General features: G+C 71.2%; 25 protein-coding genes and 1 riboswitch. Of the genes, 12 read left to right on the forward strand and 13 right to left on the reverse strand.

What is annotated here, in order from left to right:
- Nucleotide 1: 1 nt before the first annotated feature.
- Both ACFUO4_RS24660 and bioB read right to left on the reverse strand, forming a co-directional pair.
- Complete coding sequence (locus tag ACFUO4_RS24660) at nt 2–1,276, reverse strand: adenosylmethionine--8-amino-7-oxononanoate transaminase (RefSeq protein WP_383488335.1); 1,275 nt, start codon at nt 1,274–1,276, stop codon at nt 2–4.
- Nucleotides 1,269–2,480 (reverse strand): biotin synthase BioB, encoded by a 1,212-nt coding sequence (bioB, locus tag ACFUO4_RS24665; RefSeq protein ID WP_383488338.1) that lies wholly within the window; start codon nt 2,478–2,480, stop codon nt 1,269–1,271. The genes ACFUO4_RS24660 and bioB overlap by 8 nt, the downstream gene beginning before the upstream one ends.
- 147 nt (nt 2,481–2,627) lie before the next feature.
- Here bioB and ACFUO4_RS24670 point away from each other — a divergent pair, with 147 nt between their 5' ends.
- Entirely contained in the window at nt 2,628–3,761 is a 1,134-nt protein-coding gene (locus ACFUO4_RS24670) for an 8-amino-7-oxononanoate synthase (protein ID WP_383488341.1), read from the forward strand.
- Between the two features lie 41 nt (nt 3,762–3,802).
- On the opposite strand, the gene ACFUO4_RS24675 is transcribed toward ACFUO4_RS24670, so the two are convergent.
- Together ACFUO4_RS24675 and ACFUO4_RS24680 are read right to left on the reverse strand one after the other, a co-directional pair.
- Complete coding sequence (locus tag ACFUO4_RS24675; RefSeq protein WP_079309483.1) at nt 3,803–4,024, reverse strand: DUF397 domain-containing protein; 222 nt, start codon at nt 4,022–4,024, stop codon at nt 3,803–3,805.
- Nucleotides 4,025–4,033: 9 nt separating this feature from the next.
- Nucleotides 4,034–4,903 carry a helix-turn-helix transcriptional regulator gene (locus tag ACFUO4_RS24680; RefSeq protein WP_079309484.1) on the reverse strand — a complete coding sequence of 290 codons (870 nt, stop codon included), beginning with the start codon at nt 4,901–4,903 and terminating at the stop codon, nt 4,034–4,036.
- Between the two features lie 212 nt (nt 4,904–5,115).
- On the opposite strand from ACFUO4_RS24680, the gene ACFUO4_RS24685 reads away from it, so the two are divergent.
- Nucleotides 5,116–5,574, forward strand: a complete 459-nt coding sequence (locus ACFUO4_RS24685; RefSeq protein ID WP_059198325.1) for an ATP-binding protein — start codon at nt 5,116–5,118, stop codon at nt 5,572–5,574.
- On the opposite strand, the gene ACFUO4_RS24690 is transcribed toward ACFUO4_RS24685, so the two are convergent.
- Entirely contained in the window at nt 5,571–6,482 is a 912-nt protein-coding gene (locus ACFUO4_RS24690; RefSeq protein WP_383488346.1) for a LysR family transcriptional regulator, read from the reverse strand. The genes ACFUO4_RS24685 and ACFUO4_RS24690 overlap by 4 nt on opposite strands.
- A gap of 89 nt (nt 6,483–6,571) precedes the next feature.
- On the opposite strand from ACFUO4_RS24690, the gene ACFUO4_RS24695 reads away from it, so the two are divergent.
- On the forward strand, nt 6,572–7,207 hold the full coding sequence (locus ACFUO4_RS24695; protein WP_383488349.1) for a LysE family translocator: 636 nt from the start codon (nt 6,572–6,574) through the stop codon (nt 7,205–7,207).
- A 51-nt stretch (nt 7,208–7,258) separates the two neighbouring features.
- On the opposite strand, the gene ACFUO4_RS24700 is transcribed toward ACFUO4_RS24695, so the two are convergent.
- From ACFUO4_RS24700 to ACFUO4_RS24710, 3 genes are all read right to left on the reverse strand, one after another.
- Nucleotides 7,259–7,732 carry a C40 family peptidase gene (locus tag ACFUO4_RS24700; protein ID WP_059198326.1) on the reverse strand — a complete coding sequence of 158 codons (474 nt, stop codon included), beginning with the start codon at nt 7,730–7,732 and terminating at the stop codon, nt 7,259–7,261.
- 3 nt (nt 7,733–7,735) lie between these two features.
- Nucleotides 7,736–7,947: riboswitch (cyclic di-AMP (ydaO/yuaA leader) on the reverse strand.
- Nucleotides 7,948–8,285: 338 nt separating this feature from the next.
- On the reverse strand, nt 8,286–8,594 hold the full coding sequence (locus tag ACFUO4_RS24705) for a hypothetical protein (RefSeq protein ID WP_079309486.1): 309 nt from the start codon (nt 8,592–8,594) through the stop codon (nt 8,286–8,288).
- A 7-nt stretch (nt 8,595–8,601) separates the two neighbouring features.
- Nucleotides 8,602–9,237, reverse strand: coding sequence for an ATP-dependent Clp protease proteolytic subunit (locus ACFUO4_RS24710; protein ID WP_383488354.1), 636 nt, complete (start codon nt 9,235–9,237; stop codon nt 8,602–8,604).
- A 63-nt stretch (nt 9,238–9,300) separates the two neighbouring features.
- On the opposite strand from ACFUO4_RS24710, the gene ACFUO4_RS24715 reads away from it, so the two are divergent.
- On the forward strand, nt 9,301–9,588 hold the full coding sequence (locus ACFUO4_RS24715; protein ID WP_383488357.1) for a type II toxin-antitoxin system Phd/YefM family antitoxin: 288 nt from the start codon (nt 9,301–9,303) through the stop codon (nt 9,586–9,588).
- A 77-nt stretch (nt 9,589–9,665) separates the two neighbouring features.
- Here ACFUO4_RS24715 and ACFUO4_RS24720 read toward each other — a convergent pair whose 3' ends face one another.
- Nucleotides 9,666–10,679, reverse strand: coding sequence for an ABC transporter permease (locus ACFUO4_RS24720; RefSeq protein ID WP_383488360.1), 1,014 nt, complete (start codon nt 10,677–10,679; stop codon nt 9,666–9,668).
- A gap of 128 nt (nt 10,680–10,807) precedes the next feature.
- On the opposite strand from ACFUO4_RS24720, the gene ACFUO4_RS24725 reads away from it, so the two are divergent.
- The 8 genes from ACFUO4_RS24725 (at nt 10,808) to ACFUO4_RS24760 (ending at nt 17,815) form a co-directional block, all read left to right on the forward strand.
- Nucleotides 10,808–11,455 (forward strand): TetR/AcrR family transcriptional regulator, encoded by a 648-nt coding sequence (locus ACFUO4_RS24725; protein WP_079309489.1) that lies wholly within the window; start codon nt 10,808–10,810, stop codon nt 11,453–11,455.
- Between the two features lie 111 nt (nt 11,456–11,566).
- Nucleotides 11,567–11,869, forward strand: a complete 303-nt coding sequence (locus ACFUO4_RS24730) for an urease subunit gamma (RefSeq protein WP_037782101.1) — start codon at nt 11,567–11,569, stop codon at nt 11,867–11,869.
- Nucleotides 11,870–11,880: 11 nt separating this feature from the next.
- Nucleotides 11,881–12,192 (forward strand): urease subunit beta, encoded by a 312-nt coding sequence (locus ACFUO4_RS24735; RefSeq protein WP_059198332.1) that lies wholly within the window; start codon nt 11,881–11,883, stop codon nt 12,190–12,192.
- The gene (locus ACFUO4_RS24740) at nt 12,185–13,906 is read left to right on the forward strand and encodes an urease subunit alpha (RefSeq protein WP_079309491.1); all 1,722 of its coding nucleotides are present in this window, start codon (nt 12,185–12,187) and stop codon (nt 13,904–13,906) included. The genes ACFUO4_RS24735 and ACFUO4_RS24740 overlap by 8 nt, the downstream gene beginning before the upstream one ends.
- Before the next feature lie 15 nt (nt 13,907–13,921).
- Nucleotides 13,922–14,596 (forward strand): urease accessory protein UreF, encoded by a 675-nt coding sequence (locus ACFUO4_RS24745; RefSeq protein WP_383488365.1) that lies wholly within the window; start codon nt 13,922–13,924, stop codon nt 14,594–14,596.
- A gap of 57 nt (nt 14,597–14,653) precedes the next feature.
- Nucleotides 14,654–15,331, forward strand: coding sequence for an urease accessory protein UreG (ureG, locus tag ACFUO4_RS24750; RefSeq protein ID WP_383488368.1), 678 nt, complete (start codon nt 14,654–14,656; stop codon nt 15,329–15,331).
- The gene (locus ACFUO4_RS24755; protein WP_079309528.1) at nt 15,328–16,083 is read left to right on the forward strand and encodes an urease accessory protein UreD; all 756 of its coding nucleotides are present in this window, start codon (nt 15,328–15,330) and stop codon (nt 16,081–16,083) included. The genes ureG and ACFUO4_RS24755 overlap by 4 nt, the downstream gene beginning before the upstream one ends.
- Nucleotides 16,084–16,213: 130 nt before the next feature.
- Nucleotides 16,214–17,815: an alpha/beta hydrolase gene (locus ACFUO4_RS24760; RefSeq protein ID WP_383488372.1), complete on the forward strand. Its 1,602-nt coding sequence runs from the start codon at nt 16,214–16,216 to the stop codon at nt 17,813–17,815.
- A gap of 44 nt (nt 17,816–17,859) precedes the next feature.
- Here ACFUO4_RS24760 and ACFUO4_RS24765 read toward each other — a convergent pair whose 3' ends face one another.
- The 4 genes from ACFUO4_RS24765 to ddaH all read right to left on the reverse strand — a co-directional run bounded on the left by ACFUO4_RS24765 (nt 17,860) and on the right by ddaH (nt 22,007).
- Complete coding sequence (locus ACFUO4_RS24765; protein WP_383489755.1) at nt 17,860–18,873, reverse strand: NAD-dependent epimerase/dehydratase family protein; 1,014 nt, start codon at nt 18,871–18,873, stop codon at nt 17,860–17,862.
- An 88-nt stretch (nt 18,874–18,961) separates the two neighbouring features.
- Nucleotides 18,962–19,687 carry a lysophospholipid acyltransferase family protein gene (locus ACFUO4_RS24770; protein ID WP_383488375.1) on the reverse strand — a complete coding sequence of 242 codons (726 nt, stop codon included), beginning with the start codon at nt 19,685–19,687 and terminating at the stop codon, nt 18,962–18,964.
- Nucleotides 19,688–19,962: 275 nt separating this feature from the next.
- A complete protein-coding gene (gene rocD, locus ACFUO4_RS24775; RefSeq protein ID WP_383488378.1) occupies nt 19,963–21,186 on the reverse strand; it encodes an ornithine--oxo-acid transaminase in 1,224 nt (407 codons plus the stop codon).
- Nucleotides 21,183–22,007, reverse strand: coding sequence for a dimethylargininase (gene ddaH, locus ACFUO4_RS24780; protein WP_079309496.1), 825 nt, complete (start codon nt 22,005–22,007; stop codon nt 21,183–21,185). Before ddaH ends, rocD begins: the two co-directional genes overlap by 4 nt.
- Nucleotides 22,008–22,141 lie beyond the last annotated feature (134 nt).

The following is a 22,141-nucleotide window of genomic DNA, read 5'->3' on the forward strand; positions in this document are numbered from 1 at the left end:
CTCAACCCTCTCCCGCCGCCGCGCACACGGCCCGCGCGATCCGTGCCACGTCCGCGTCCCCCGTGACGTACGGCGGCATCGTGTAGACGAGGTCGCGGAACGGCCGCAGCCACACGCCCTCGCGCACGGCCGCCTCCGTGGCCGCCTTCATGTCCACCTCGTGGTCCAGCTGGACCACGCCGATCGCGCCGAGGACGCGGACGTCCCGGACGCCCGGCAGCTCCCGCGCCGGCGCCAGACCCTCCGTCAGCCCCGCCTCGATCCGCTTGACCTCGGCCTGCCAGTCCTGCCCGAGCAGCAACTCGATCGACGCGCAGGCCACGGCCGCCGCGAGCGGGTTGCCCATGAACGTCGGGCCGTGCGCGAGCACCGGCACCTCGCCGCGCGAGATCCCGTCGGCCACGCGTGCCGTGCACAGGGTGGCCGCCATCGTCATATAGCCGCCGGTCAGCGCCTTGCCCACACACATCACGTCCGGGGTGACCGCCGCATGCTCCGCCGCGAACAGGGCGCCGGTCCGCCCGAAGCCGGTCGCGATCTCGTCGAAGACCAGCAGCACGTCGTGCGCGTCGCAGGCCTCGCGCAGCACCCGCAGATACGCGGGGGAGTGGAACCGCATCCCGCCCGCGCCCTGCACCACCGGCTCCACGATCACAGCGGCCAGTTCGCCGGCGTGCCGCTCGATCAGCGCGCGCAGATGGTCGGCGTACGACTCCTCGTACTCGGCCGGCGGCGGGTCCGCGAACACCTGGCGTTGGAGCACCCCGGTCCACAGGTCGTGCATCCCGCCCTCGGGGTCGCACACCGACATCGGCTGCCAGGTGTCCCCGTGGTAGCCGCCCCGCCAGGTCAGCAGCCGCTGCTTGCCGCCGCGTCCCAGCGAGCGCCAGTACTGGAGGCACATCTTCGCGGCGACCTCGACGGACACCGAGCCCGAGTCGGCCAGGAACACATGCTCCAGGCCTTCGGGTGACAGGTCGACGAGGTGCTTCGCGAGGCGTACGGCGGGTTCGTGGGTGAGCCCGCCGAACATCACGTGGCTCATCCGGCCGAGCTGGCCGGCGGCGGCCTCGTTGAGCACCGGGTGGTTGTAGCCGTGGATGGCCGACCACCAGGACGACATGCCGTCGACCAGCTCCCCGGCGGACGTGCGCAGCCGCACCCCGCTCGCCGACTCCACGACGAGCGGTTCCACCCGGCCGGGCATCGGCCCGTACGGATGCCACACATGCCGCCGGTCGAGCTCCAGCAGCTCGGACACGGGCAGCTCAGGCATTGGGCGCGAGATCCGTCCCGGCACCGCGACGGCGTACGGCGACCAGATCCGTGCGCGGCTCGTTGACCTCGGGAACGGCGGCGGGCTCATGGGAACCGCACACCGAACCACAGCCGGTCCCGCACCCGGCACCCTCGTGCGACCCGCAGCCCGCCGCTTCGTGCGACCCGCAGCCGCCCGCGGCAGCCGCCGCCACGTCCGCCCGGTGCTGCGGCAGCGTGACCTCGCCCGCGCCCTCCACCTCGAAGCCGGCGTCCGCGATCATCTCCAGGTCGGCCCTGCCCGCCTGACCCTCGGACGTCAGGTAGTCGCCGAGGAAGATCGAGTTGGCGATGTTCAGAGCGAGCGGCTGCATGGTGCGCAGATGGACCTCACGGCCGCCCGCGATCCGCACCTCGGCGTCGGGGCAGACGAACCGGACCATCGCCAGGATGCGCAGACAGCGCTGCGGGGTGAGGTTCCACTCCTTGGCCAGCGGCGTGCCCTCGAACGGGATCAGGAAGTTGACCGGAACCGAGTCCGGGTCCAGCTCGCGCAGCGAGAAGACCACGTCGACCAGGTCCTCGTCCGACTCGCCCATGCCCGCGATCAGACCCGAGCAGGCCGACAGACCCGCCGCGTGCGCCTTCTGCACGGTGTCGACGCGGTCGGCGTAGGTGTGCGTCGTCGTGATGTCGCCGTACGTCGCCTCGGAGGTGTTGAGGTTGTGGTTGTAGGCGTCGGCGCCGGCCTCGCGCAGCCGCTCGGCCTGGCCGTCGGAGAGCAGCCCGAGACAGGCGCACACCTCGACGTTCTCGTTCTGGTCCTTGATCGCCTTGATGGTGCCCGCGACCCGGTCCACGTCCCGGTCCGTCGGACCGCGCCCGGACGCCACCAGACAGACCCGCTTCGCGCCGCCCGCGAGACCCGCGGCGGCGGCCTTGGAGGCCTCGTCGGGCTTGAGCCAGGTGTACTTCAGGATCCCGGCCTCGGAGCCGAGCCGCTGCGAGCAGTAGGAGCAGTCCTCGGGGCACAAGCCGGACTTGAGGTTGACGAGGTAGTTCAGTTTCACGCGTCGGCCGAACCAGTGCCGGCGCACCTTTCCGGCCGCGGCCACCACGTCGAGCAGGTCGTCGTCGGAAGTGGCGAGCACGGCGAGCGCCTCGTCGCGGGTCGGCAGCTCGCGCCGAAGCCCCTTGTCCACCAGCGTGTTCAGCAGGTCCATGAAAGCTGATCCTGTCCTAAGGACCCGTCTCCGGCCAAGGAGAGTTCGTACAACAGCTGCCATTCGCTGTGTGGGTATTGCCACACAGTGGGCGGCTGCTTGTCCCACTAGTGTCTGTTCGCTGCCTACAAAACCCCCGGAGGACCCATGGCATTCGGCTGGATCGACCAGCAGGTCCGGGTGCGCACCCGCAGGGGCCTGGTGCGGACCCTGCGCCCGCGCCCCGCCGATGCGCCGCTGCTCGATCTCGCGAGCAACGACTACCTGGGGCTGACCCGTCATCCCGAGGTGGTCGAGGGGGCCGCGCGGGCCGCCCGGACCTGGGGCGGAGGCTCCACCGGATCCCGACTGGTCACCGGCACGACCGAGCTCCACGCGCAGCTGGAACGCGAGCTGGCCGATTTCTGCGGGTTCGAGGCAGCCCTGGTCTTCTCCTCCGGCTACGCGGCCAACCTCGCCGCGGTCACCGCGCTGGCCCCGCTCCGCTCCCTGATCGTCTCCGACGCCGGCAACCACGCCTCGCTGATCGACGGCTGCCGGCTGGCCCGGGGCACCTCACAGGTGGTGGAACACGCCGACCCCGACGCCGTGCGCAAGACGCTGCAGACCCATGAGGGACCGGGCCCGGCCGTCTTCGTGTCCGACACGGTCTTCTCCGTCGACGGCGACGCCGCCCCGCTGGCCGCGCACGCCGAGGCCTGCCGGGAGTACGGCGCCGGTCTGGTGCTCGACGACGCCCACGGCCTCGGGGTGCTGGGCGACGGCGGCCGGGGCGCGCCGCACGCGGCGGGACTCGCGGGCGCCGACGACGTCGTCGTGACGGTCACGCTGTCCAAGTCGCTCGGCAGCCAGGGCGGGGCCGTGCTCGGCCCGGCCCGGGTGATCGACCATCTGGTCAACACGGCACGGACGTTCATCTTCGACACCGGCCTGGCCCCGGCGGCGGCCGGGGCCGCCCTGTCGGCGCTGCGCCTGCTGCGCCGCGAGCCCGAGCGGGCGGCCCGGGCCCGCGAGGTGGCCGCCGAACTGCACGCACGCCTGACCGCCGCGGGTCACGAGGCGGTACGACCGGACGCCGCGGTGGTCTCCGTGCGCGCGCCGTCCCCGGAGGGGGCCGTGCGGTGGGCGGCCGACTGCCGTGCGGCAGGCCTGTCCGTGGGCTGTTTCCGTCCTCCTTCCGTGCCCGACGGCATCTCACGGCTGCGGCTGACCGCCCGCGCGGACCTCTCCGAGGCGCAGATCGAACGCGCTGTACGGGTGATCGGTGAGACACGACCATGAGTCGGCGTGACACGGCCGTGCCCGGATCGGATCGGAACTGATCAGAACGCGGCCGTGAACTCCGCCCAGCTCCCGGGGGAGAAGAGCAGCGCGGGTCCGGACGGGTCCTTGGAGTCGCGTACGGCGACGAGTCCGGCCCGCGGGCCCGACCCTGGCCGAGCGGTCTCGACACAGTTGTTCGCTCCCGTGCTGTAACTGCTGCGCAGCCAGCGCACGTCGAGCAGATCGGTACTGGTAGGAACGTTCCGAGGCAGTGCAGACATGGTGCCTCCTTACGCGCCGTCACCTATCGCGGCGATGTAATCCAACGAGTCCTCGGGCGAAAGGGCGTGGATCTTAAGGGCGTTGAAGGCCTCGGTGTAGGCCCGGAGGTCTTCTTTCCGCTCGAGGTAGAGGCTACTCGTCAAGTGGTCGAGAACAACCACATCCAGATCAGAAGTGCGCGAAAATGAGAAGATAACGAAAGGGCCGGTGATGCCGATGTGTGCTCCCGCGGCGAACGGCAGCACCTGAAGTCTGACTTGGGGGAGCCGGGCCGCCTCGACGAGCCGCCGCAACTGCCGGGCCATCACCTCGGGTCCGCCGATCTCCCGGCGCAGCACCCCCTCGTCCAGCACCGCGGCGAGCTCCAGCGGCGGGTCGGCCCGCAGCACGTCCTGCCGGGCCAGCCGCACCTCGACCAGCGCGTCGAGCCGTTCGTCGGTCTCGCCCTCGAGGCCGCCGACCGCGGCCCGGGTGACCGCACGGGCGTACTCGGGCGTCTGCAGCAGCCCGGGGACGACGGAGATCTCCAGCGTGCGCATCGCGGTCGCCTGCGACTCCAGGCTGATGAAGTCCCGGTACGTCGGGGGCAGCACCCCACGGTAGGCGTGCCACCAGTGGTGGCGTCCGCCGCCCTCGTCGGACCCCGCCAACACCAGGAGCAACTCCCTGAGTTGGCTGTCCTGGACCTCGTAGACGTCCAGGAGTAACCGCACATCGGCCGGTTTCACCCCGCTGGCGCCGGTCTCGATCCGGCTCACCTTGGACTGGTGCCAGCCCGCCAGCCGGGCCGCCTCACCACTGGTGAGCCCCGCACCGGTACGCAAGGCACGCAGTTCGGCGCCCAGTTTCCGGCGGCGTACCGCGGGACCGTGCTGCATGGGCTACTCCTTACTCCTTCCGGGCCGCCCAAATACGGTCTTCCGTCGGAGAGTTCACCGCTTCGAGCGACAGATATATGCATATCTTGGTGGATCGGCACCGTGACCGGCCTGGTAATGGCAGTCTGGCGAAGAAGCACCAGTCCGGGACCGTACTCGAACCATCCGCTCCGTGTCGGACTGCGGTCCCGTGGGAAAGGGACGACCTCGCCATGGCAGACCATCTGGAAGCATCCGTCACTCTGCCGAGCGATCCCGCCTCGGTCTCCGCGGCCCGCGCCTACGTCCTGAGCACCCTCTCGGAGTGGGGCCTGCCGGCGGACACGGAAGCGGCGGAGACGATCCGGCTCATCGTCTCCGAACTCGCCACCAACGCGGTACAGCACACCTTCGGTCAGTCACCCACCTTCACGGTGGACATCCAGCTCGACCGCGACGAGCAACTGCGCATCGGAGTCACCGACAGCCACCCCCGCTTCCCCAAGCGGCTCCCGGCCGCCGTCCAGCAGGACAACGGCCGCGGCATGGTGATCATCCGCTGGCTGACCGCGGAGTGCGGCGGCAAGCTGAGAGTCCGCCCCACCCGCGAGGGCGGCAAGACGGTCTCCATCGAACTCCCGTGGACGGTACCGGCACAGCCGGTGTCCGCGGCGGGACAGCAAGAGCCCTAGGGCCGGGCCCGGCCGAACGCGCCCCTGAGGAGTGCCCGGAAGGCGTCCGCCGTCGGAGCCGTCTCGTCGGTGCGATGGGCGACCGAGATGGTACGGCGCAGATCCCCCGGTTCCAGCAGTCGTACCCCCACCGGTGTCACCGACGTCCGCGCCACCATCTCCGGGACCACCGCGACGCCGAGCCCAGCACTCACCAGCGCGCAGACCAGGGCGTACACGGGCGTCGCCACCAGTACGGACGCGGTGGCGCCGGCCCGGGCGAGGGCCGCCTCCACGCCGCGCCGGGCAGGATGGTCCGGGGCCATGCTGATCAGCGGCTGGCCGGCGAGTCCGGTCAGGGGCAGGCGTGCGGTGCCCTCGGCGAGGGCATGCCCCGGGGCGGTCACCAGGACCAGCTCCTCCACCAGGACCGGCTCCACGCTGACGGACGCGGGCAGCGGTACCGGGTCCGCGGGCTCGTAGGAATGCGTCAGCGCCAGATCCACGTCACCGGCCGCCACCGCCGCCACCCCGGCCGGCGGTTCGAGGTGGGCGACGGTCAGTTCCACGTCCGGATACGCCCGGCGGAACGCGCTCAGCACGGGCGGCAGCAGCTGGATGCCCGCGGTCTGGAAGGTGCCGAGCCGCAGCGTGCCGCCGGACAGCCCGGTCAGCCGCGCGAGTTCATGGCGGGCCTGCTCCATCTCGTCCAGCACCCGGCGGGCCCGGGCCACCAGGAGCTCCCCGGCGCCCGTGAGCCGTGCGCCGCGGTGATGCCGTACGAGAAGGGCGGTGCCCGCCTCCCGCTCCAGTTTGGCCAGCTGCTGGGAGAGCGCGGGGGTGGTGTACCCGAGGCGCTGGGCGGCCCGGGTGATCGAGCCGGCCTCGGCGACGGCGACCAGCGCGGCGAGCCGGTTCGGGTCGTACATGCCGAGCCCCCAGCCTAAAGGGATGCTTAAGTAAGACTCAGGATATTCGACATACCTGCTGAAGGCTCACGCGCGGCAGGCTGACAGGCATGGACGCACAGCTCATCGCCTTCACCGGGGTCGCCGCCGGCATGGTCGCCATGCCCGGCGCCGATTTCACCGTCGTCGTACGCAACGCACTGGTCTCCCGCCGGGCCGGTGTCGCCAGTGCCCTCGGTGTCGCGGGCGGGCTGCTGCTGCACACGGCGCTGGCGGTGGCCGGGGTCGCCGCTGTCCTGGCGGCCGTACCGGCACTGTTCCGTGCGCTCCAACTCCTGGGCGGTGCCTATGTGCTGTACCTGGGTGTACGGTCCCTGCGCTCACTGAGCGGTCCGCACACGGTGGTTGAGGACGCCCGGAGCGGCTCCGCGCGGCCTCTTCGGCAGGGGTTCGTCACCAACGCCCTCAATCCGAAGGCGCCCGTCACCTTCCTGAGCCTGTTGCCGCAGTTCGTGCCGGACGGTTCGGCCGCGCTGCCCCGGACGCTGCTGCTGGCGCTGATCGTGGTGGTGCTCGCCCTGGTGTGGTTCCCGGCGGTGGCGCTGCTGGTGGACCGGCTGGGCCGGTGGCTCAGGCGGCCGCGGGCCGCGCGGCTCGTCGCGGGCGTCACCGGCACCGCGCTGACGGTGCTGGGCGTGGTCCTGCTCCTCGAACCGCTGCTCGCCCTCGACCGGGGAGCAGCCTGAGGCCCCGCGGGGGCGGCGGCGGGTCAGGTCGCCGCCGCCCCCGCGGGAAGGTCACTTGACCCGGCCGTACCAGACGCTCTTCGTCCAGATCTTCTGGAGCTTCACGACCTCCCCGCTCTTCGGGGAGTGCCAGATCTTCCCCTTCCCCGCGTAGATCCCGACGTGGTAGACGCTCGACCCCGAGTGGAAGAACACGAGGTCGCCGGCCTTGCGGCTGCCGGCCGAGATGTGGCGGGTCTTGTTGTACTGCTGGGCCGCCGTCCGGGGCAGCTTCTTGCCCGCCTTCTTGTACGAGTACAGCGTGAGCCCGGAGCAGTCGAACCTGTGCGGCCCCGCGGCGCCCCACTTGTACGGGGAGCCCTTCTTGGAAGCCGCGACCTGGAGTGCCTTCGTCGCCGGTGTCGCGGCCTCGGCGTCGGATGCGACGCCCGGGACCACGATGGAGCCGCCCACTGCGGCGATGGTGAGGGCCGAGGCGGTACCGGCTCGGGCCATCAGCGACGGGACACGATTGAGCGCAGACATGCGCAACCCTTCGTCAGCCGCCTGTGAAGGATGACCTGTCGGATTCGGGCTGGCGAAGTTGCCCGGCCGCGTACTGCGGCTTCACCCCAAGGGCTGCTCGGAACGGCCGTTGAGCGCTGTTCCGGCGACCCGTCGTGCTTGGGTCCTCCACTCCTGCCGATCCACTCCTGTCGACCGGTCATCCGGGTGGCGGCAGGACTCGGCGTCCACCCGGATCGCCCCGCCGCTGCGGCGGGGGCTTGTCGTCAGACAGGGATCTTCACGCACGGACACCCGAAAAACCCAATGGAATCGGGGATTTGTGGCGTTACTCACCACTCACCCGTTCGGGTGGACACTCCTCTGTTCGAGGGACTGTCGAGGGGGTCGAGGAGCCTCGGACCAGCGACGGAACGTCTCATTCCGGCCTCGGGCTACGCGCGTTGTGCAACCCTGACGGCCCCACAGAACGACGGGCGACTACTCCAAACGGGGGTACGTCTTTTGGTCCGTTTGAAAGCCGGTCCGGACGCCTCGCCGTCCCGGTCGGCGGTCCGGACCGGGCGCTTCCGCGTCAACTGCCGACGTGCGGCGGCACCGTGACCCGCGCCGTGCGCCGCTCACCGTCCAGGACGCGCAGCGCCCGCGCCAGGGTTGCGGCATGCAGCTCCGTCTCACCCCGCTGGTGCATCAGCGTCAGCGCGTCACGCAGCTCGGCCGCCTTGGCGACCAGCGCCTGCGCGGCCCGCAGCCCGCGGTAGGTGTCGCCGTGGTGCGCCGGGTTGATCCGGCCCAGCAGGTCGACCACGTCGAGATAACGGTCGATCAACTCGCCCTCGGCGCGCGTCAGTGCGGGCAGCGGCGGGAGTTCGGGTGGCAGCATCGTCCGCTCACCGGGTGCCGGGCGCGGGGCGCGAGGCCTTGCGGCTGGGGATGATCTGATCCACCAGGCCGTATTCCAGGGCCTCTTGAGCGGTGAGGATCTTGTCCCGCTCGATGTCCTCGGTGACTTGCTCCCGGCTGCGCCCGGTGTGCTGGACGAGCATCTCCTCCAGACGGTCGCGGACGCGCCCCAACTCAGCCGCGCGGATGGCCAGATCGCTGGCCTGCCCCTCCACCGGCTCGGTCAGCGAGGGTTGGTGGATCACCATGAGGGCACCCGGCAGCGCGAACCGCTTGCCGGGGGTGCCGGCCGTGAGCAGGACGGCCGCGGACGATCCGGCCTGCCCCAGGCAGATGGTCTCCACGTCGCACGTGACGAACTGCATCGTGTCGTAGATCGCCGACATGGCACTGAAGGAGCCGCCGGGGGAGTTGATGTAGAGCGAGATGTCCCGGTCCGGGTCCTGGTGCTCGAGGTGCATGAACTGCGCCATCACGTCGTTCGCCGAGATGTCGTCCACCGCGGTGCCGAGGAAGACGATCCGCTCCTCCAGCAGCTTCGAGTACGGGTCCATCGTCTTGCTGCCGGAACTCGTGCGTTCGGTGAACTCGGGCAGGACGTGGCGGGCGGTCGGTCGGGTCATGGGTACCCCTCCTTCGGCGTCTGTAAAAAATGTACAGGATGTACGTGACGTTATGATGGGGGTATGGCCTACGAGATTCCGGTGACGCAAGCCAGGGCTGAACTCGCCGACCTGATCAACCGAGTGGTGTACGGCGGTGAGCGTGTCGTCGTCACGCGGCACGGCAAGCCGCTCGTCGCCCTGGTCTCCGCCGCCGATCTCGAACGGCTGGAGGGGCTCCAGGAGCTTCCGGAGTCCGCCGAGGAGCAGGTGATCAGCGCGGTCTCGACCGTGCGCGAGCTGTCCTCGCCGCCCCGCGAGCCGCAGCGGTTCGGCATCGCGGCCCACCACCGGGGCACGGGCGCCTCGTAGCGGGGACAGGAAAGAAGAAGGCCGCACACCTCCGTCCGCTACAGCGGAGGTGCACGGCCGGTTCCAGGGTGCCCGCGTCAGCCGGTGGCCACCAGCTCTCGTTCCGCGGCGCGTGCGGGGCTCTGCTTCCGCGCCGTGAGGGCCTGCCCCAGCAGCACGGCGCCCAGGCCGAGCGCGGCCCACCAGGCCAGGGTGAGGGCGGGGCCGGTCGCTGCGGCGCCGTCGAAGTACGCCACCGACCTCAGCAGGGTCGCGCTCGCGCCCGGCGGCAGCCACTGGCCGATCGCGCCGACCGGCTCGGGGAGCATCTGCGGCGCCGAGGCCGCCCCGGAGAACGGGTTCCCGAAGAGCATGATCGCGCCCGACGCGATCCCGATCCCGGCGGTGCCCAGGAGGGCGGCGAGGCCGGCGACGGCAGCGCTCACCGCCAGCGTCGCCAGCCCGAACACCCCCGCCTCCGCCCACCAGTCGCCGGTGAGGACACCGAGCCAGCTGTCCGCGATCCCGGCGGCGGCCGCGCCCACCAGGGCCGAGGCGCCGGCCAGAGCGACCGCGGCACGCGTCCCGCGCAGCCCGCTCACGGTCACCACCGCGCCCGCGGCGATCCCGGCCAGGGCCAGCGGCAGCACGCTGGCGTTCAGGGCCGCGCCCCGCGGGTCCTTGGCGGGCGCCGCCACCACGTCGACCGTCCTGACCTGGGTGCCCTGGGCCGCCGCCGGCTCCGCCACGGCCTGCTGGAGCAACTGCGCCACGACCGGGCTCGCGGCCGACGCGGTCAGCAGCTCGGGCCCCTGGGCGGTGACGACGACCGCGCCGTATACGGTCCGGTCCTCGACGGCGTCCCGGGCGGCGGCCTCGTCCGCGTAGTGGTGGATCTCGAACGCGCCCTTGTGCCGCGCCAGTTGCTGTTCGACCTGGGCGGTCGCGGCGGCGGGACCGGCCACGCCGAGCGGCAGGTCGCGGGGTGCGGTGCGGGCCGCGGGCCAGGCGAAGGCCCACAGGGCGAGCGCGGCGAGGAGCGGGACGAGGACGACGACCGCGAGCAGACGGCGAGGGGTGCCGCTGGACGCCGTAGCGGAAGCGGTGGACATGGGGTGGCCTTCCTGGCTCGGACGGGCTGGGATTTATAGAGAATGATCGTTCGTTTTTTATTTCCCTCCCACCGTGCTGCCGAGCGCGCGTCTTGTCAAGAAGGAACGTTCGTTTTAGATTGAGGACCATGGCCCGCGTATCCCAGGAACACCTCGACGCCCGCCGCCGGCAGATCCTCGACGGTGCCGCGATCTGCTTCGCCCGCAACGGCTTCCACGCCACGTCCATGCAGGACGTGCTGAAGGAGGTCGATCTGTCGGCCGGGGCCGTGTACCGCTACTTCAGCGGCAAGGAGGCCCTCATCGCGGCCATCGTCGAGGAGGTGCTCGGCCAGGTCCGCGACGGGTTCGAAGAGGCGGCTCTCGGCAGCCCGCCCCCGCCGCCGGACCTCCTGGCGGCGACGGTGCTCGCCCGGATCCTCGCCACCAAGGAGTTCCTGACCGTGGACGGGCGGCCCGCGTTCCCGCGCCTCGTCGTCCAGGTGTGGACGGAAACGCTCCGCAACGAGGAACTCGCGGGCGTCCTGCGCGACGGCTACGGCGGGGTGCGGCAGACCTGGGGGCGGATCGTCCAGGCCTACCAGGACGCCGGAATGATGCGCTCGGACATGTCCCCGGACCACGTGGCCCGCACCATGATGGCCGCGGTCATGGGCTTCCTCGCCCAGCAGGCTCTGTTCGGGCCGGTGCCGACCGACGTCCTCCGTGACGGGCTGCGGGCGTTGATGAGCGTGCGGGACGGTCGCGACGCAACCGATGGATCACAGCTCGGTTAACTTGCTTGAAACCCGGTCCAACTAGCCTCTCGGCACGCCACCAGGGACTTTGCCCGGCGGCTGCGGCAACCGGACCCCGCACGGTCCGGAGCGAGGACTGTGAGGTGGGACGTGCAACTGACCCCGCACGAGCAAGAGAGGCTGCTGATCCATGTGGCGGCCGACGTCGCCGAGAAGCGCCGGGCCCGCGGACTCAGGCTCAACCACCCCGAGGCCGTCGCCCTCATCACCTCGCACATCCTCGAGGGCGCCCGTGACGGCCGTACGGTCGCCGAACTGATGGCCTCCGGGCGCAAGCTGCTCACCCGGGACGACGTCATGGAGGGCATCCCCGAGATGATCCACGACGTCCAGGTCGAGGCCACCTTCCCGGACGGCACCAAGCTCGTCACCGTCCACGACCCGATCGTCTGACGGGGGCCGCCGTGATTCCCGGAGAGATCCTCTTCGCCGAGGACCCGATCGTCTACAACGAGGGCCGCGAGGTCACCCGGCTGACCGTCCTCAACGCCGCCGACCGGCCCGTCCAGGTCGGCTCCCACTACCACTTCGCCGAGGCCAACCCCGGCCTGGAGTTCGACCGCGCCGCCGCGCGCGGCAAGCGGCTGAACGTCGCCGCCGGCACCGCCGTGCGCTTCGAGCCCGGAATCCCCGTCGACGTCGAACTCGTCCCGCTGGCCGGTGCCCGGATCGTGCCCGGACTGCGCGGGGAGACCGGAGGTGCCCTCGATGCCTGAGATCTCGCGTGCCGCGTACGCCGACCTGTTCGGCCCGACGACCGGCGACCGCATCCGGCTCGCCGACACCGATCTGATCGTCGAGATCGAGGAGGATCGTTCCGGCGGTCCCGGACTCGCCGGTGACGAGGCCGTGTTCGGCGGTGGCAAGGTGATCCGCGAGTCCATGGGCCAGGCGCGTGCTACGCGCGCAGACGGCACTCCGGACACCGTCATCACCGGTGCCGTGATCATCGACCACTGGGGGATCGTCAAGGCCGACGTCGGCATCCGCGACGGCCGGATCACCGCCATCGGCAAGGCAGGCAACCCCGACACCATGGACGGCGTCCACCCGGACCTGGTGCTCGGTCCCGAGACCGAGATCATCGCGGGCAACGGGCGCATCCTCACGGCCGGCGCGGTCGACGCGCACGTCCACTTCATCTGCCCGCAGATCGCCGACGAGGCGCTGGCCGCGGGCGTGACGACCCTGGTGGGCGGTGGCACCGGCCCCGCCGAGGGGTCGAAGGCCACGACGGTGACGCCCGGCCCGTGGCACCTCGCCCGGATGCTGGAGGCGATGGAGCAGTACCCGCTCAACATCGGCTTCCTCGGCAAGGGCAACACCGTCTCGCACGAGGCGATGCTGTCCCAGATCCGGGGCGGCGCGCTGGGGCTGAAGCTCCACGAGGACTGGGGTTCGACGCCCGCGGTCATCGACGCCTCGCTCACGGTGGCGGACCAGACCGGCATCCAGGTCGCCATCCACACCGACACCCTGAACGAGGCCGGCTTCGTCGGCGACACGCTCGCGGCGATCGCCGGCCGCGGCATCCACGCGTACCACACCGAGGGTGCGGGCGGCGGGCACGCGCCCGACATCATGACCGTCGTCTCCGAGCCGCACGTGCTGCCCAGCTCGACCAACCCGACCCGGCCGTTCACCGTCAACACCGCCGAGGAACACCTCGACATGCTGATGGTGTGCCACCACCTCAACCCGGCGGTGCCGGAGGACCTGGCCTTCGCCGAGTCCCGGATCCGGCCGACGACCATCGGCGCGGAGGACATCCTCCACGACCTCGGCGCCATCTCGATCATCTCGTCCGACGCCCAGGCCATGGGACGGGTCGGCGAGGTCGTCATGCGGACCTGGCAGACCGCGCATGTCATGAAGCGCAAGCGGGGCGCGCTGCCCGGAGACGGCCGGGCCGACAACCACCGGGTCCGGCGGTACGTCGCCAAGTACACGATCAACCCGGCGATCGCGCAGGGCCTGGCGCGCGAGATCGGCTCGGTGGAGACCGGCAAGCTCGCCGACCTCGTGCTGTGGGAGCCCGCGTTCTTCGGCGTCAAGCCGCATCTCGTCGTCAAGGGCGGCCAGATCGCCTACGCGCAGATGGGCGACGCCAACGCCTCGATCCCGACCCCGCAGCCCATCCTGCCGCGTCCGATGTACGGGGCGATAGGGCGGGCGCCCGCGACCAACTCGTTCAACTTCGTCGCGCCGCTGGCGATCGAGGACGGGCTGCCGGAGCGGCTGCAACTCGGCAAGCGCTTCGTCGCCATCGACTCGACGCGCGGGGTGACCAAGGCGGACATGCGGGAGAACGACGCGCGTCCCTCGGTGCGGGTCGATCCCGACAGCTTCGCCGTGCACATCGACGGGGAGCTGGTCGAGGCGACTCCGGCGGCCGAACTGCCCCTGGCCCAGCGTTACTTCCTGTTCTGATGGGGCGGGAACGCGATGTCTAGGGCCGCACTGCTCGTCCTGGCCGACGGCCGCTTTCCCGCCGGGGGGCACGCGCACTCCGGCGGGGCCGAGGCGGCCGTCAAGGCCGGGCGGATCAACGGGGCTTCGAGCCTGGAGGAGTTCTGCCGGGGACGGTTGCACACGGCGGGACTGGTGTCGGCGTCCCTGGCCGCGGCGGCCGTACTCGGGGTGGATCCCGTGGAGTTGGACGCGGCGGCGGACGCCCGCACACCGTCGCCCGCGTTGCGGAGCGCCGCGCGGAAGCTGGGGCGGCAGCTGATGCGGGCGGCTCGGGCGACCTGGCCCTCGGCCGAACTCGACGCGCTGGCACGGGAGTTCCCCAAGGGCGCCCATCAGCCGGTGGTGTTGGGGCTCGCGGCCCGGGCCGCCGGGCTGGACGCCGTCGACGCGGCCTACTGCGCGGCGTACGAGAGTGTGAGCGGGCCGGCGTCGGCGACCGTGCGGTTGCTGAGCCTCGACCCGTTCGACGCCACGGGGGTGCTGGCCCGGCTCGCGCCGGAGCTGGACCGGGTGGCGGACCGGGCGGTGGAAATGGCACGTGAGGTCGCCGAGGGGGGCGTCGGCGCCCTCCCCGCCGCCTCCGCGCCCCTGCTGGAGATCTCTGCGGAGCTGCATGCCGCTTGGGCCGTACGGCTGTTCGCGTCGTAGCTGGTCGTAGCTGGTCGTAGTCCGTCGTAGTTCGTCGTAGTTCAAGGAGCCGTAATCATGCATCTCGACCACTCCCACGACGCCCCCTCCGCCGTCAGCGCGGACGCGCACCGCCCCGACGGCGCCCGCCGCGCCCTGCGGATCGGACTCGGCGGCCCCGTCGGTTCCGGTAAGACCGCCACCGTCGCCGCGCTCTGCCGCGCCCTGCGGGACGAACTGTCCCTCGCCGTCGTCACCAATGACATCTACACCCGCGAGGACGCCGAGTTCCTCCTCCGCGAGGCCGTCCTGCCGCCCGAGCGGATCACCGCCGTGGAGACGGGAGCCTGCCCGCACACCGCGATCAGGGACGACATCTCCGCCAACCTCGAAGCCGTCGAGGACTTGGAGGGCGAGGTCGGGCCGCTCGACCTCGTGCTCGTCGAGAGCGGCGGCGACAACCTCACCGCGACCTTCTCCAAAGGGCTCGTGGACGCGCAGATCTTCGTGATCGACGTGGCCGGGGGTGACGACATCCCGCGCAAGGGCGGTCCCGGCGTCACCACCGCCGACCTGCTCGTCGTCAACAAGACCGACCTCGCCCCGTACGTCGGCTCGGACCTCGCGCGGATGGCGGCCGACGCCAAGGCGCAGCGCGCCGAACTGCCGGTCGTCTTCCAGTCGTTGCGGACCGAGGCCGGGGTCACGGACGTCGCCGCGTGGGTGCGGGCGCAGCTCGCCGCGTGGACGGCATGAGCGGCGGCGTACAGGCGACCGCGCGGATCCTCGCCCGCGACGACGGGCGTGGCGGCACCTCCCTTCCCGTGCTGGAGGGCGACGGGCCGCTGGCGCTGCGCCGGACGCGGGGGAGCGGCACCGAGGCGCGGGTCATGCTTGTCGGCGCGATGAGCGGCCCGCTCGGCGGCGACCACTTCACTGTCCGGGCGACCGTGGAGGAAGGCGCCCGGCTGCACCTCGGATCGGCCGCCGCCACCATCGCCCTGCCCGGACAGGCCAAGGGCGAGGCGCGCTACGACGTCCGCCTCACCGTCGCCGACGGCGGTGAACTGCGCTGGCTGCCCGAGCAGTTGATCTCCGCACACGGCAGTGAACTGTACGTCTCGACACACGTCGACGTCGGTGCGTACGGTCGGCTCGTGCTGCGCGAGGAGCAGGTGCTGGGGCGGGTCGCCGAGGAGCCGGGGCGGCTCGGCAGCCGGCTCGCCGTGCGCGTCGGCGGACGGACCGTGCTGGACCAGGAACTCGCCTGCGGGCCCGGGGCGCCCGGCGGATGGGACGGCCCGGCCGTGCTGGCGGGGCATCGCGCGGTCGGGCAACTGGTCGTCGTACGACCGGAGTTCGTCGCCGATCCGGTGCCGGCCCGGGTGCTGGGGGATGGTGCCGTGGTCATGCCGCTCGCCGGACCCGCCGCGCTCGTGAGCGCCGTCGCCCCTGACGCGCTGCGGCTGAGAAGGCTCCTGGACGAGGCCCTGGCGTCGCTCGGGTGACCGAAGGTCGGTTAGCGAACAACCCTCTCCGGTTATCGGATTGGCAAAGAAGGCCGACGGACCCTGTTCTCAGGGAACCCACAGCCGAGAGGATCCCCGTACTCATCAATGACGTACGGGGAGGTCGCACTTGAAGCGCCACAGATCGACCAGGCGGGCCACGGCGTTCGGCTCGGCCGGAGTGCTCGTCACGGCGACCCTGATAGCCGGGGCCGTGGCGGCGCCCACCGCCAACGCGAAGGCGGGCGCACGGCACGGCCAGGACCGTGAGGCCCGCGGCGTCGCCATCGCCGCCGCCCGGGCCGAGAAGGCCGGCATCGACTGGCAGGACTGCCCCGCCGACTGGGGGCTGGAGAAGCCCATCCAGTGCGGCTGGGTCACCGTGCCGCTCGACTACGCCAAGCCCAACGGCAAGCAGATCAAGCTCGCCGTCGACCGCATCGGCAACACCGGGACCCCCGCCGAGCGCCAGGGCGCGCTCGTCTACAACCCCGGTGGACCGGGCGGCTCGGGCCTGCGCTTCCCGCGCCGGGTCGTCACCAAGGCGCCGGTGTGGGTCAACACGTCCAAGGCGTACGACTTCGTGGGCTTCGACCCGCGCGGCGTCGGCCACTCGACGCCCATCTCCTGCATCGACCCGCAGGAGTTCGTCAAGGCGCCCAAGATGGACCCGGTGCCCGACTCCGAGGCCGACAAGCGCGCCCAGCGCAAGCTGGCCCGCGCGTACGCCGAGGGCTGCTACAAGCGCAGCGGCGAGATGCTGCCGCACATGACCACGCCGAACAGCGCACGTGACCTGGACGTCATCCGCGCCGCGCTCGGGGAGAAGAAGCTCAACTTCCTCGGCGTCTCCTACGGCACCTACTTCGGCGCCGTCTACGGCACGCTGTTCCCGGGTCACGTCCGCCGCATGGTCGTCGACAGCGTCGTCAACCCGTCGCGGGAGAAGATCTGGTACGAGGCCAACCTCGACCAGGACGTCGCCTTCGAGAAGCGCTGGAACGACTGGCAGGACTGGGTCGCCGCCAACGACGCGGCCTTCCACCTCGGCACCACCCGCGCCGAGATCCAGGCCAAGTGGCTGGAGTTGAGGGCCACGGCGAAGAAGAGCCCGATCGGTGGCGTGGTCGGCCCGGCCGAACTGATCGGCTTCTTCCAGACCGCCCCGTACTACGACTCCGCGTGGGTCAACACCGCCACGGTGCTCAGCAAGTACTTCGCCGGTGACACCCAGGCGGTCGTCGACGCGGCCGCGCCCGACCTGACCGACACCGCGGGCAACATCGCCTCGGAGAACGGCAACGCCGTCTACACGGCCGTCGAGTGCACCGACGCCAAGTGGCCCACGAGCTGGAAGAAGTGGGACCGGGACAACACCCGCCTGCACAAGGACTACCCGTTCCTCACCTGGGCCAACGCCTGGATGAACCTGCCCTGCGCCACCTGGCCGGTCAAGCAGCAGACGCCGGTGAACGTGAAGACCGGCAAGGGGCTGCCCGGGGTGCTGATCGTGCAGTCCGAACGGGACGCCGCGACCCCGTACGAGGGCGCTGTCGAACTGCACAAGCGGTTCAAGGGCTCCCGTCTCATCACCGAGAAGGACGCCGGTTCCCACGGTGTCACCAGCCTGGTCAACCCGTGCATCAACGAGCGGGTGGACGCCTACCTGCTCAGCGGCAAGCTGGACGCCGCCGACGTGACGTGCGGACCGCACGCCACGCCGAAGCCGTAAAGGTGTGACAGGCAGGGGCGGCCCGGAGCCGGGCCGCCCCTTTCTCATGCCCTGAACCAGGCGTCCTCCGCCGCGTAGTCGAAGATGTCGCCGTACGCCTGGAGCATCTTCGGGTAGGCCTCCCGCCAGTCCCGCCCGGACAGCTGCTCCTCGATCGAGGCGACGGACTCGGCCAGCCGGTCCGCGTACCGGACCACCGGCCGGTACCCCAACTCCCGCTCGGCGGCGGACATGTCGCACACGACCGGCACGGGCACGGACCACGGGGTGTCCCCGACGGTGGGCACAGGCGGCGGCCCGTCGACGAGCACGTCCTCCCGCTGCACCCCCATCACGGCGTCGATGGCCCGCGCGATCTCCGCCACCGTCGGCGCGTCCGGGTCGACCGCGTTCAGGACCCGGCTGCCCGCGTTGGCGGCGGCCAGCCGGATCAACTCGGCGATGTTGTGGACGCTCGCCGGATGGAACCGGCTCTCCCCGCCGTAGGCGAGGACCCGCCGGGCCCGCCCGTCGAGGTTGCGCTTGACGAAGTACAGCTCGCGCGGCGTCCGGCAGTACGGTCCGTGGACGGCACCGGCCCGCAGCAGGGTCGTGGGCAACTGCTCACCGGCGGCCAGCAGTTCGCGTTCCAGGACGACCTTGCGCGTGCTGTACGAGCTGTCACCGGCCCGGACCGTGCGCTGCTGCTCGGTGATCGGCACGGGGTACTCGGGGAAGCCGTCCGGTTCTTCCTGCGTGTCGAAGTTCCGCCCCTTGTCGTCCTCGTACACCGACACGCTCGAGATGACGACGGCGGACCCGATCCGGTCGGCGAGGGAGACCAACTGCCGTGCGTGGCCGCCTCCGTAGGCGACGACGTCGACGACGGCATCGCACCCGTCACCGACGACCTCGGCGAGCACGGCGTCGTCCTCCCGGTCGCCCGGCACGGCCCGCACCTCCTCGGGCCACCCCTCGTCGCGCCCACCACCCCGCGAGAGGGCGGTCACGTCCCACCCGTCGCGGGCCAGCACCCCCACCGCCGCCCGCCCGATCTGTCCGGCGGCCCCGATCACCACAGCACGTCGTGTCATACGGCGACGCTACGACGACGAGGCCGGCCCGCGTGGGGATCTCTGCCCACAGCAGAGCCCACCCCGGGCGGGCTCACCCGAGCGGCATCCGCGGGAACCGCCGCTCCTTCTCCGCCTTGGCCTCGGTCTCCTGCGCCTTGACGACGGCCGCGTACTCGTCGACGTACTCCTGACCGGAGAGGCTGAGGATGGCGTAGATGATCTCGTCGGTGATGGCGCGCAGGATCGCCTTCTCGTTCTCCATGCCGGCGTAGCGGGAGAAGTCGAGGGGCTTGCCGAAGCGGATGACGACGGGGTGGATGTTGGGGATGACCTTGCCGGGCGGCTGCGCCTCGAAGGTGCCGATCATCGCGCAGGGGATGACGGGCACCCCGGCCCTGAGTGCCATGACCGCGACGCCGACCTTGCCCTTGTACAGGCGCCCGTCGTGCGACCGCGTGCCCTCCGGGTAGATCCCCAGCAGCTCGTCCTTGGCGAGCACCCCGAGCCCCTCGCGGATGGCAGCCTGGCCCGCCTCCTTGCCGGTACGGTCGACCGGGATCTGCCCGGCGCTGCGGAAGAAGAACGCCGTGAGCCGGCCCTTCAGGCCGGGTCCGGTGAAGTACTCCTTCTTCGCGAGGAACGTGATGCGCCGCTTGAGGATCGCGGGCATCAGGAAGTGGTCCGAGAAGGACAGGTGGTTCCCCGCGATGATGGCCGCACCGCTGTCCGGTACGTGCTCAAGGCCTTCGATGCGAGGCCGGAAGACCAGTCTCAGCAGGGGCCCCAGCAACACGTACTTGAGCAGGTAATAGAACAAGGGGACGCTCCTCACTCCGGCATATCGGCTCAACCGCCGCGTTCCAGCAGGTCAACCGGCGTGTCGTGGGGGTGCCAGTGTAAGTGCATGCGGGAGCGCGGGGAACGGGGGCGCGGGTGGGGATGACCGCGGGGGACAGCCTGGTGCGGATGAGGGGGCGGCGGCAACGTGATCGAGTGCACGATGACGGAAACACGTGCATGAGTGGCGGACGCGGGGGTCTTGTGCAGGACGAGGTGCGGCTCCCGTCCCCGAGAGCCGCACCTCCGGATCGGTCAGTCCCGCGTCAGCACCTTCTCCAACGCCCCCAGCGCGCCGGTGAGTTCGTCCGCCGTGATCGTCAGCGGCGGTGCCAGTCGGATCGTCGACCCGTGGGTGTCCTTCACCAGCACCCCTTCCCGCAGCAGCCGTTCGCCGATCTCGCGGCCGGTGCCGAAGGCCGGGTCGATGTCGACGCCCGCCCACAGGCCCCGCGCGCGGAAGCCGAGGACGCCCTTGCCGACCAGCTCTGTCAGGCCGTCGCGCAGGACCACGCCCAACTCGCTTGCCCGGCGCTGGAATTCGCCCGTCTCCAGGAGTTCCACCACCGCCGTGCCGACCGCCGCCGCGAGCGGGTTGCCGCCGAACGTCGAGCCGTGCTCGCCGGGGCGCAGCACGCTCAGGACGTCACGCCGGGCCACCACCGCCGACACCGGCACGATGCCGCCGCCCAGCGCCTTGCCCAGCAGCAGGACGTCCGGGACGACCGACTCGTGGTCCACGGCGAGGGTGCGGCCCGTGCGGCCGAGGCCCGACTGGATCTCGTCAGCGATGAAGAGGCAGCCCTTGCGGCGGGTCAGCTCGCGGACGCCGGTCAGATAGCCGTCGTCGGGGATCATCACGCCGGCCTCGCCCTGGATCGGCTCCAGCAGCACCGCGGCCGTCGTCTCGTCGATCGCCGCTTCCAGGGCCGCGAGGTCGTTGTAGGGCACGATCCGGAAGCCCGGCGTGAAGGGCCCGAAGCCGGCCCTCGCCGTCTCGTCCGTGGAGAACGACACGATCGTCGTCGTCCGGCCGTGGAAGTTCTCCGCCGCCACGACGATCGTCGCCTGGTCGGCCGGGACGCCCTTCACGTCGTAGGCCCATTTGCGGGCCACCTTGATGCCGGACTCGACCGCCTCGGCGCCCGTGTTCATGGGCAGCACCATGTCCAGGCCCGTCAACTCGGCCAGCCGCTCGGCGAATTCGGCCAGCTTGTCGTTGTGGAAGGCGCGGGAGGTGAGGGTGAGGCGGTCCAGCTGGCGGTGGGCGGCCTCGATTAGGGCCGGGTGGCGGTGGCCGAAGTTGAGGGCCGAGTAGCCCGCCAGCATGTCCAGGTAGCGGCGGCCCTCGACGTCCTCGACCCAGGTGCCCTCGGCGCGGGCGACCACCACCGGCAGGGGGTGGTAGTTGTGCGCCAGGACCGGCTCTTCGGCGCGGATCAGGTCGGCGGAGGTGCGCGTGGTCACGGGAGCGGTCATGAACGGATCTCCTGAGTGCAGCACTTGATGCCGCCGCCTGCCTTGCGGAACTCGGACAGGTCGACCGGCACGGGGACATAGCCGCGGTCGGCGAGGGCGGAGGACAGGGACTCGGCCTGCGGTGCGATGAAGACGTTCCGGCCGTCGGACACGGAGTTCAGGCCGAAGGCCAGCGCGTCGTCCAGGGTGGCCAGCACCGCGTTCGGGAACAGGCGCGCCAGCACCTCCCGGCTGCCCGGCGAGAACGCCTCCGGGTAGTAGGAGATGTTGTTGCCCTCGGCGGAGTCGTCGAGGACGAACAGCGCCGTGTCCAGGTGGTAGAAGCGCGGGTCCACCAGCGTCAGGCTGATCACCGGGTGCCCGAAGAACTCCTGCACCTCGCGGTGCGCCTCCCGGGTGGTGCGGAAACCGGTGCCGGCCAGCATGTACCGGCCCGTCCAGACCAGGTCGCCCTCGCCCTCGCAGACCGACTCGGGGCGGTGGACGTCGAAGCCGGCCGCCTTGAACCAGGTGTCGTAGTGCGTGGACTCGGGGCGCCGCTCGGGCGCGTGGAAGAGGGAGCCGAAGACGCGGCCGTCCACGACGACCGCCGAGTTCGCCGCGAAGACCATGTCAGGGAGACCGGGGGCCGGCTCCACGCTGTCGACGGTGTGGCCGTGGGCCCGGTAGGCGCCGATCAGCGCCTGCCACTGCTCCCGGGCCAGATCCACGTCGACGCGGACATCGGGTTGCATCCAGGGATTGATCGCGTACTGCACAGCGAAATGTCTGGGTTCGCAGACGAGGAATCGCCGTCGGCGCGGCACACGGGAGTCGGACACAGAGGGGTTCCTCCGCTTCCTGCGGTGTCGACTGGGGGTTGACACCAAGGTAGGAAGTGACGGTCACACCCGACAAGCAACGAGAATTGCGTGTCTGCGCAGGAATGCTGCGTCTTCGGCCGTGAACGCGCAGC

This window comes from Streptomyces sp. NPDC057280 (assembly GCF_042668605.1).
Classification (GTDB): domain Bacteria; phylum Actinomycetota; class Actinomycetes; order Streptomycetales; family Streptomycetaceae; genus Streptomyces.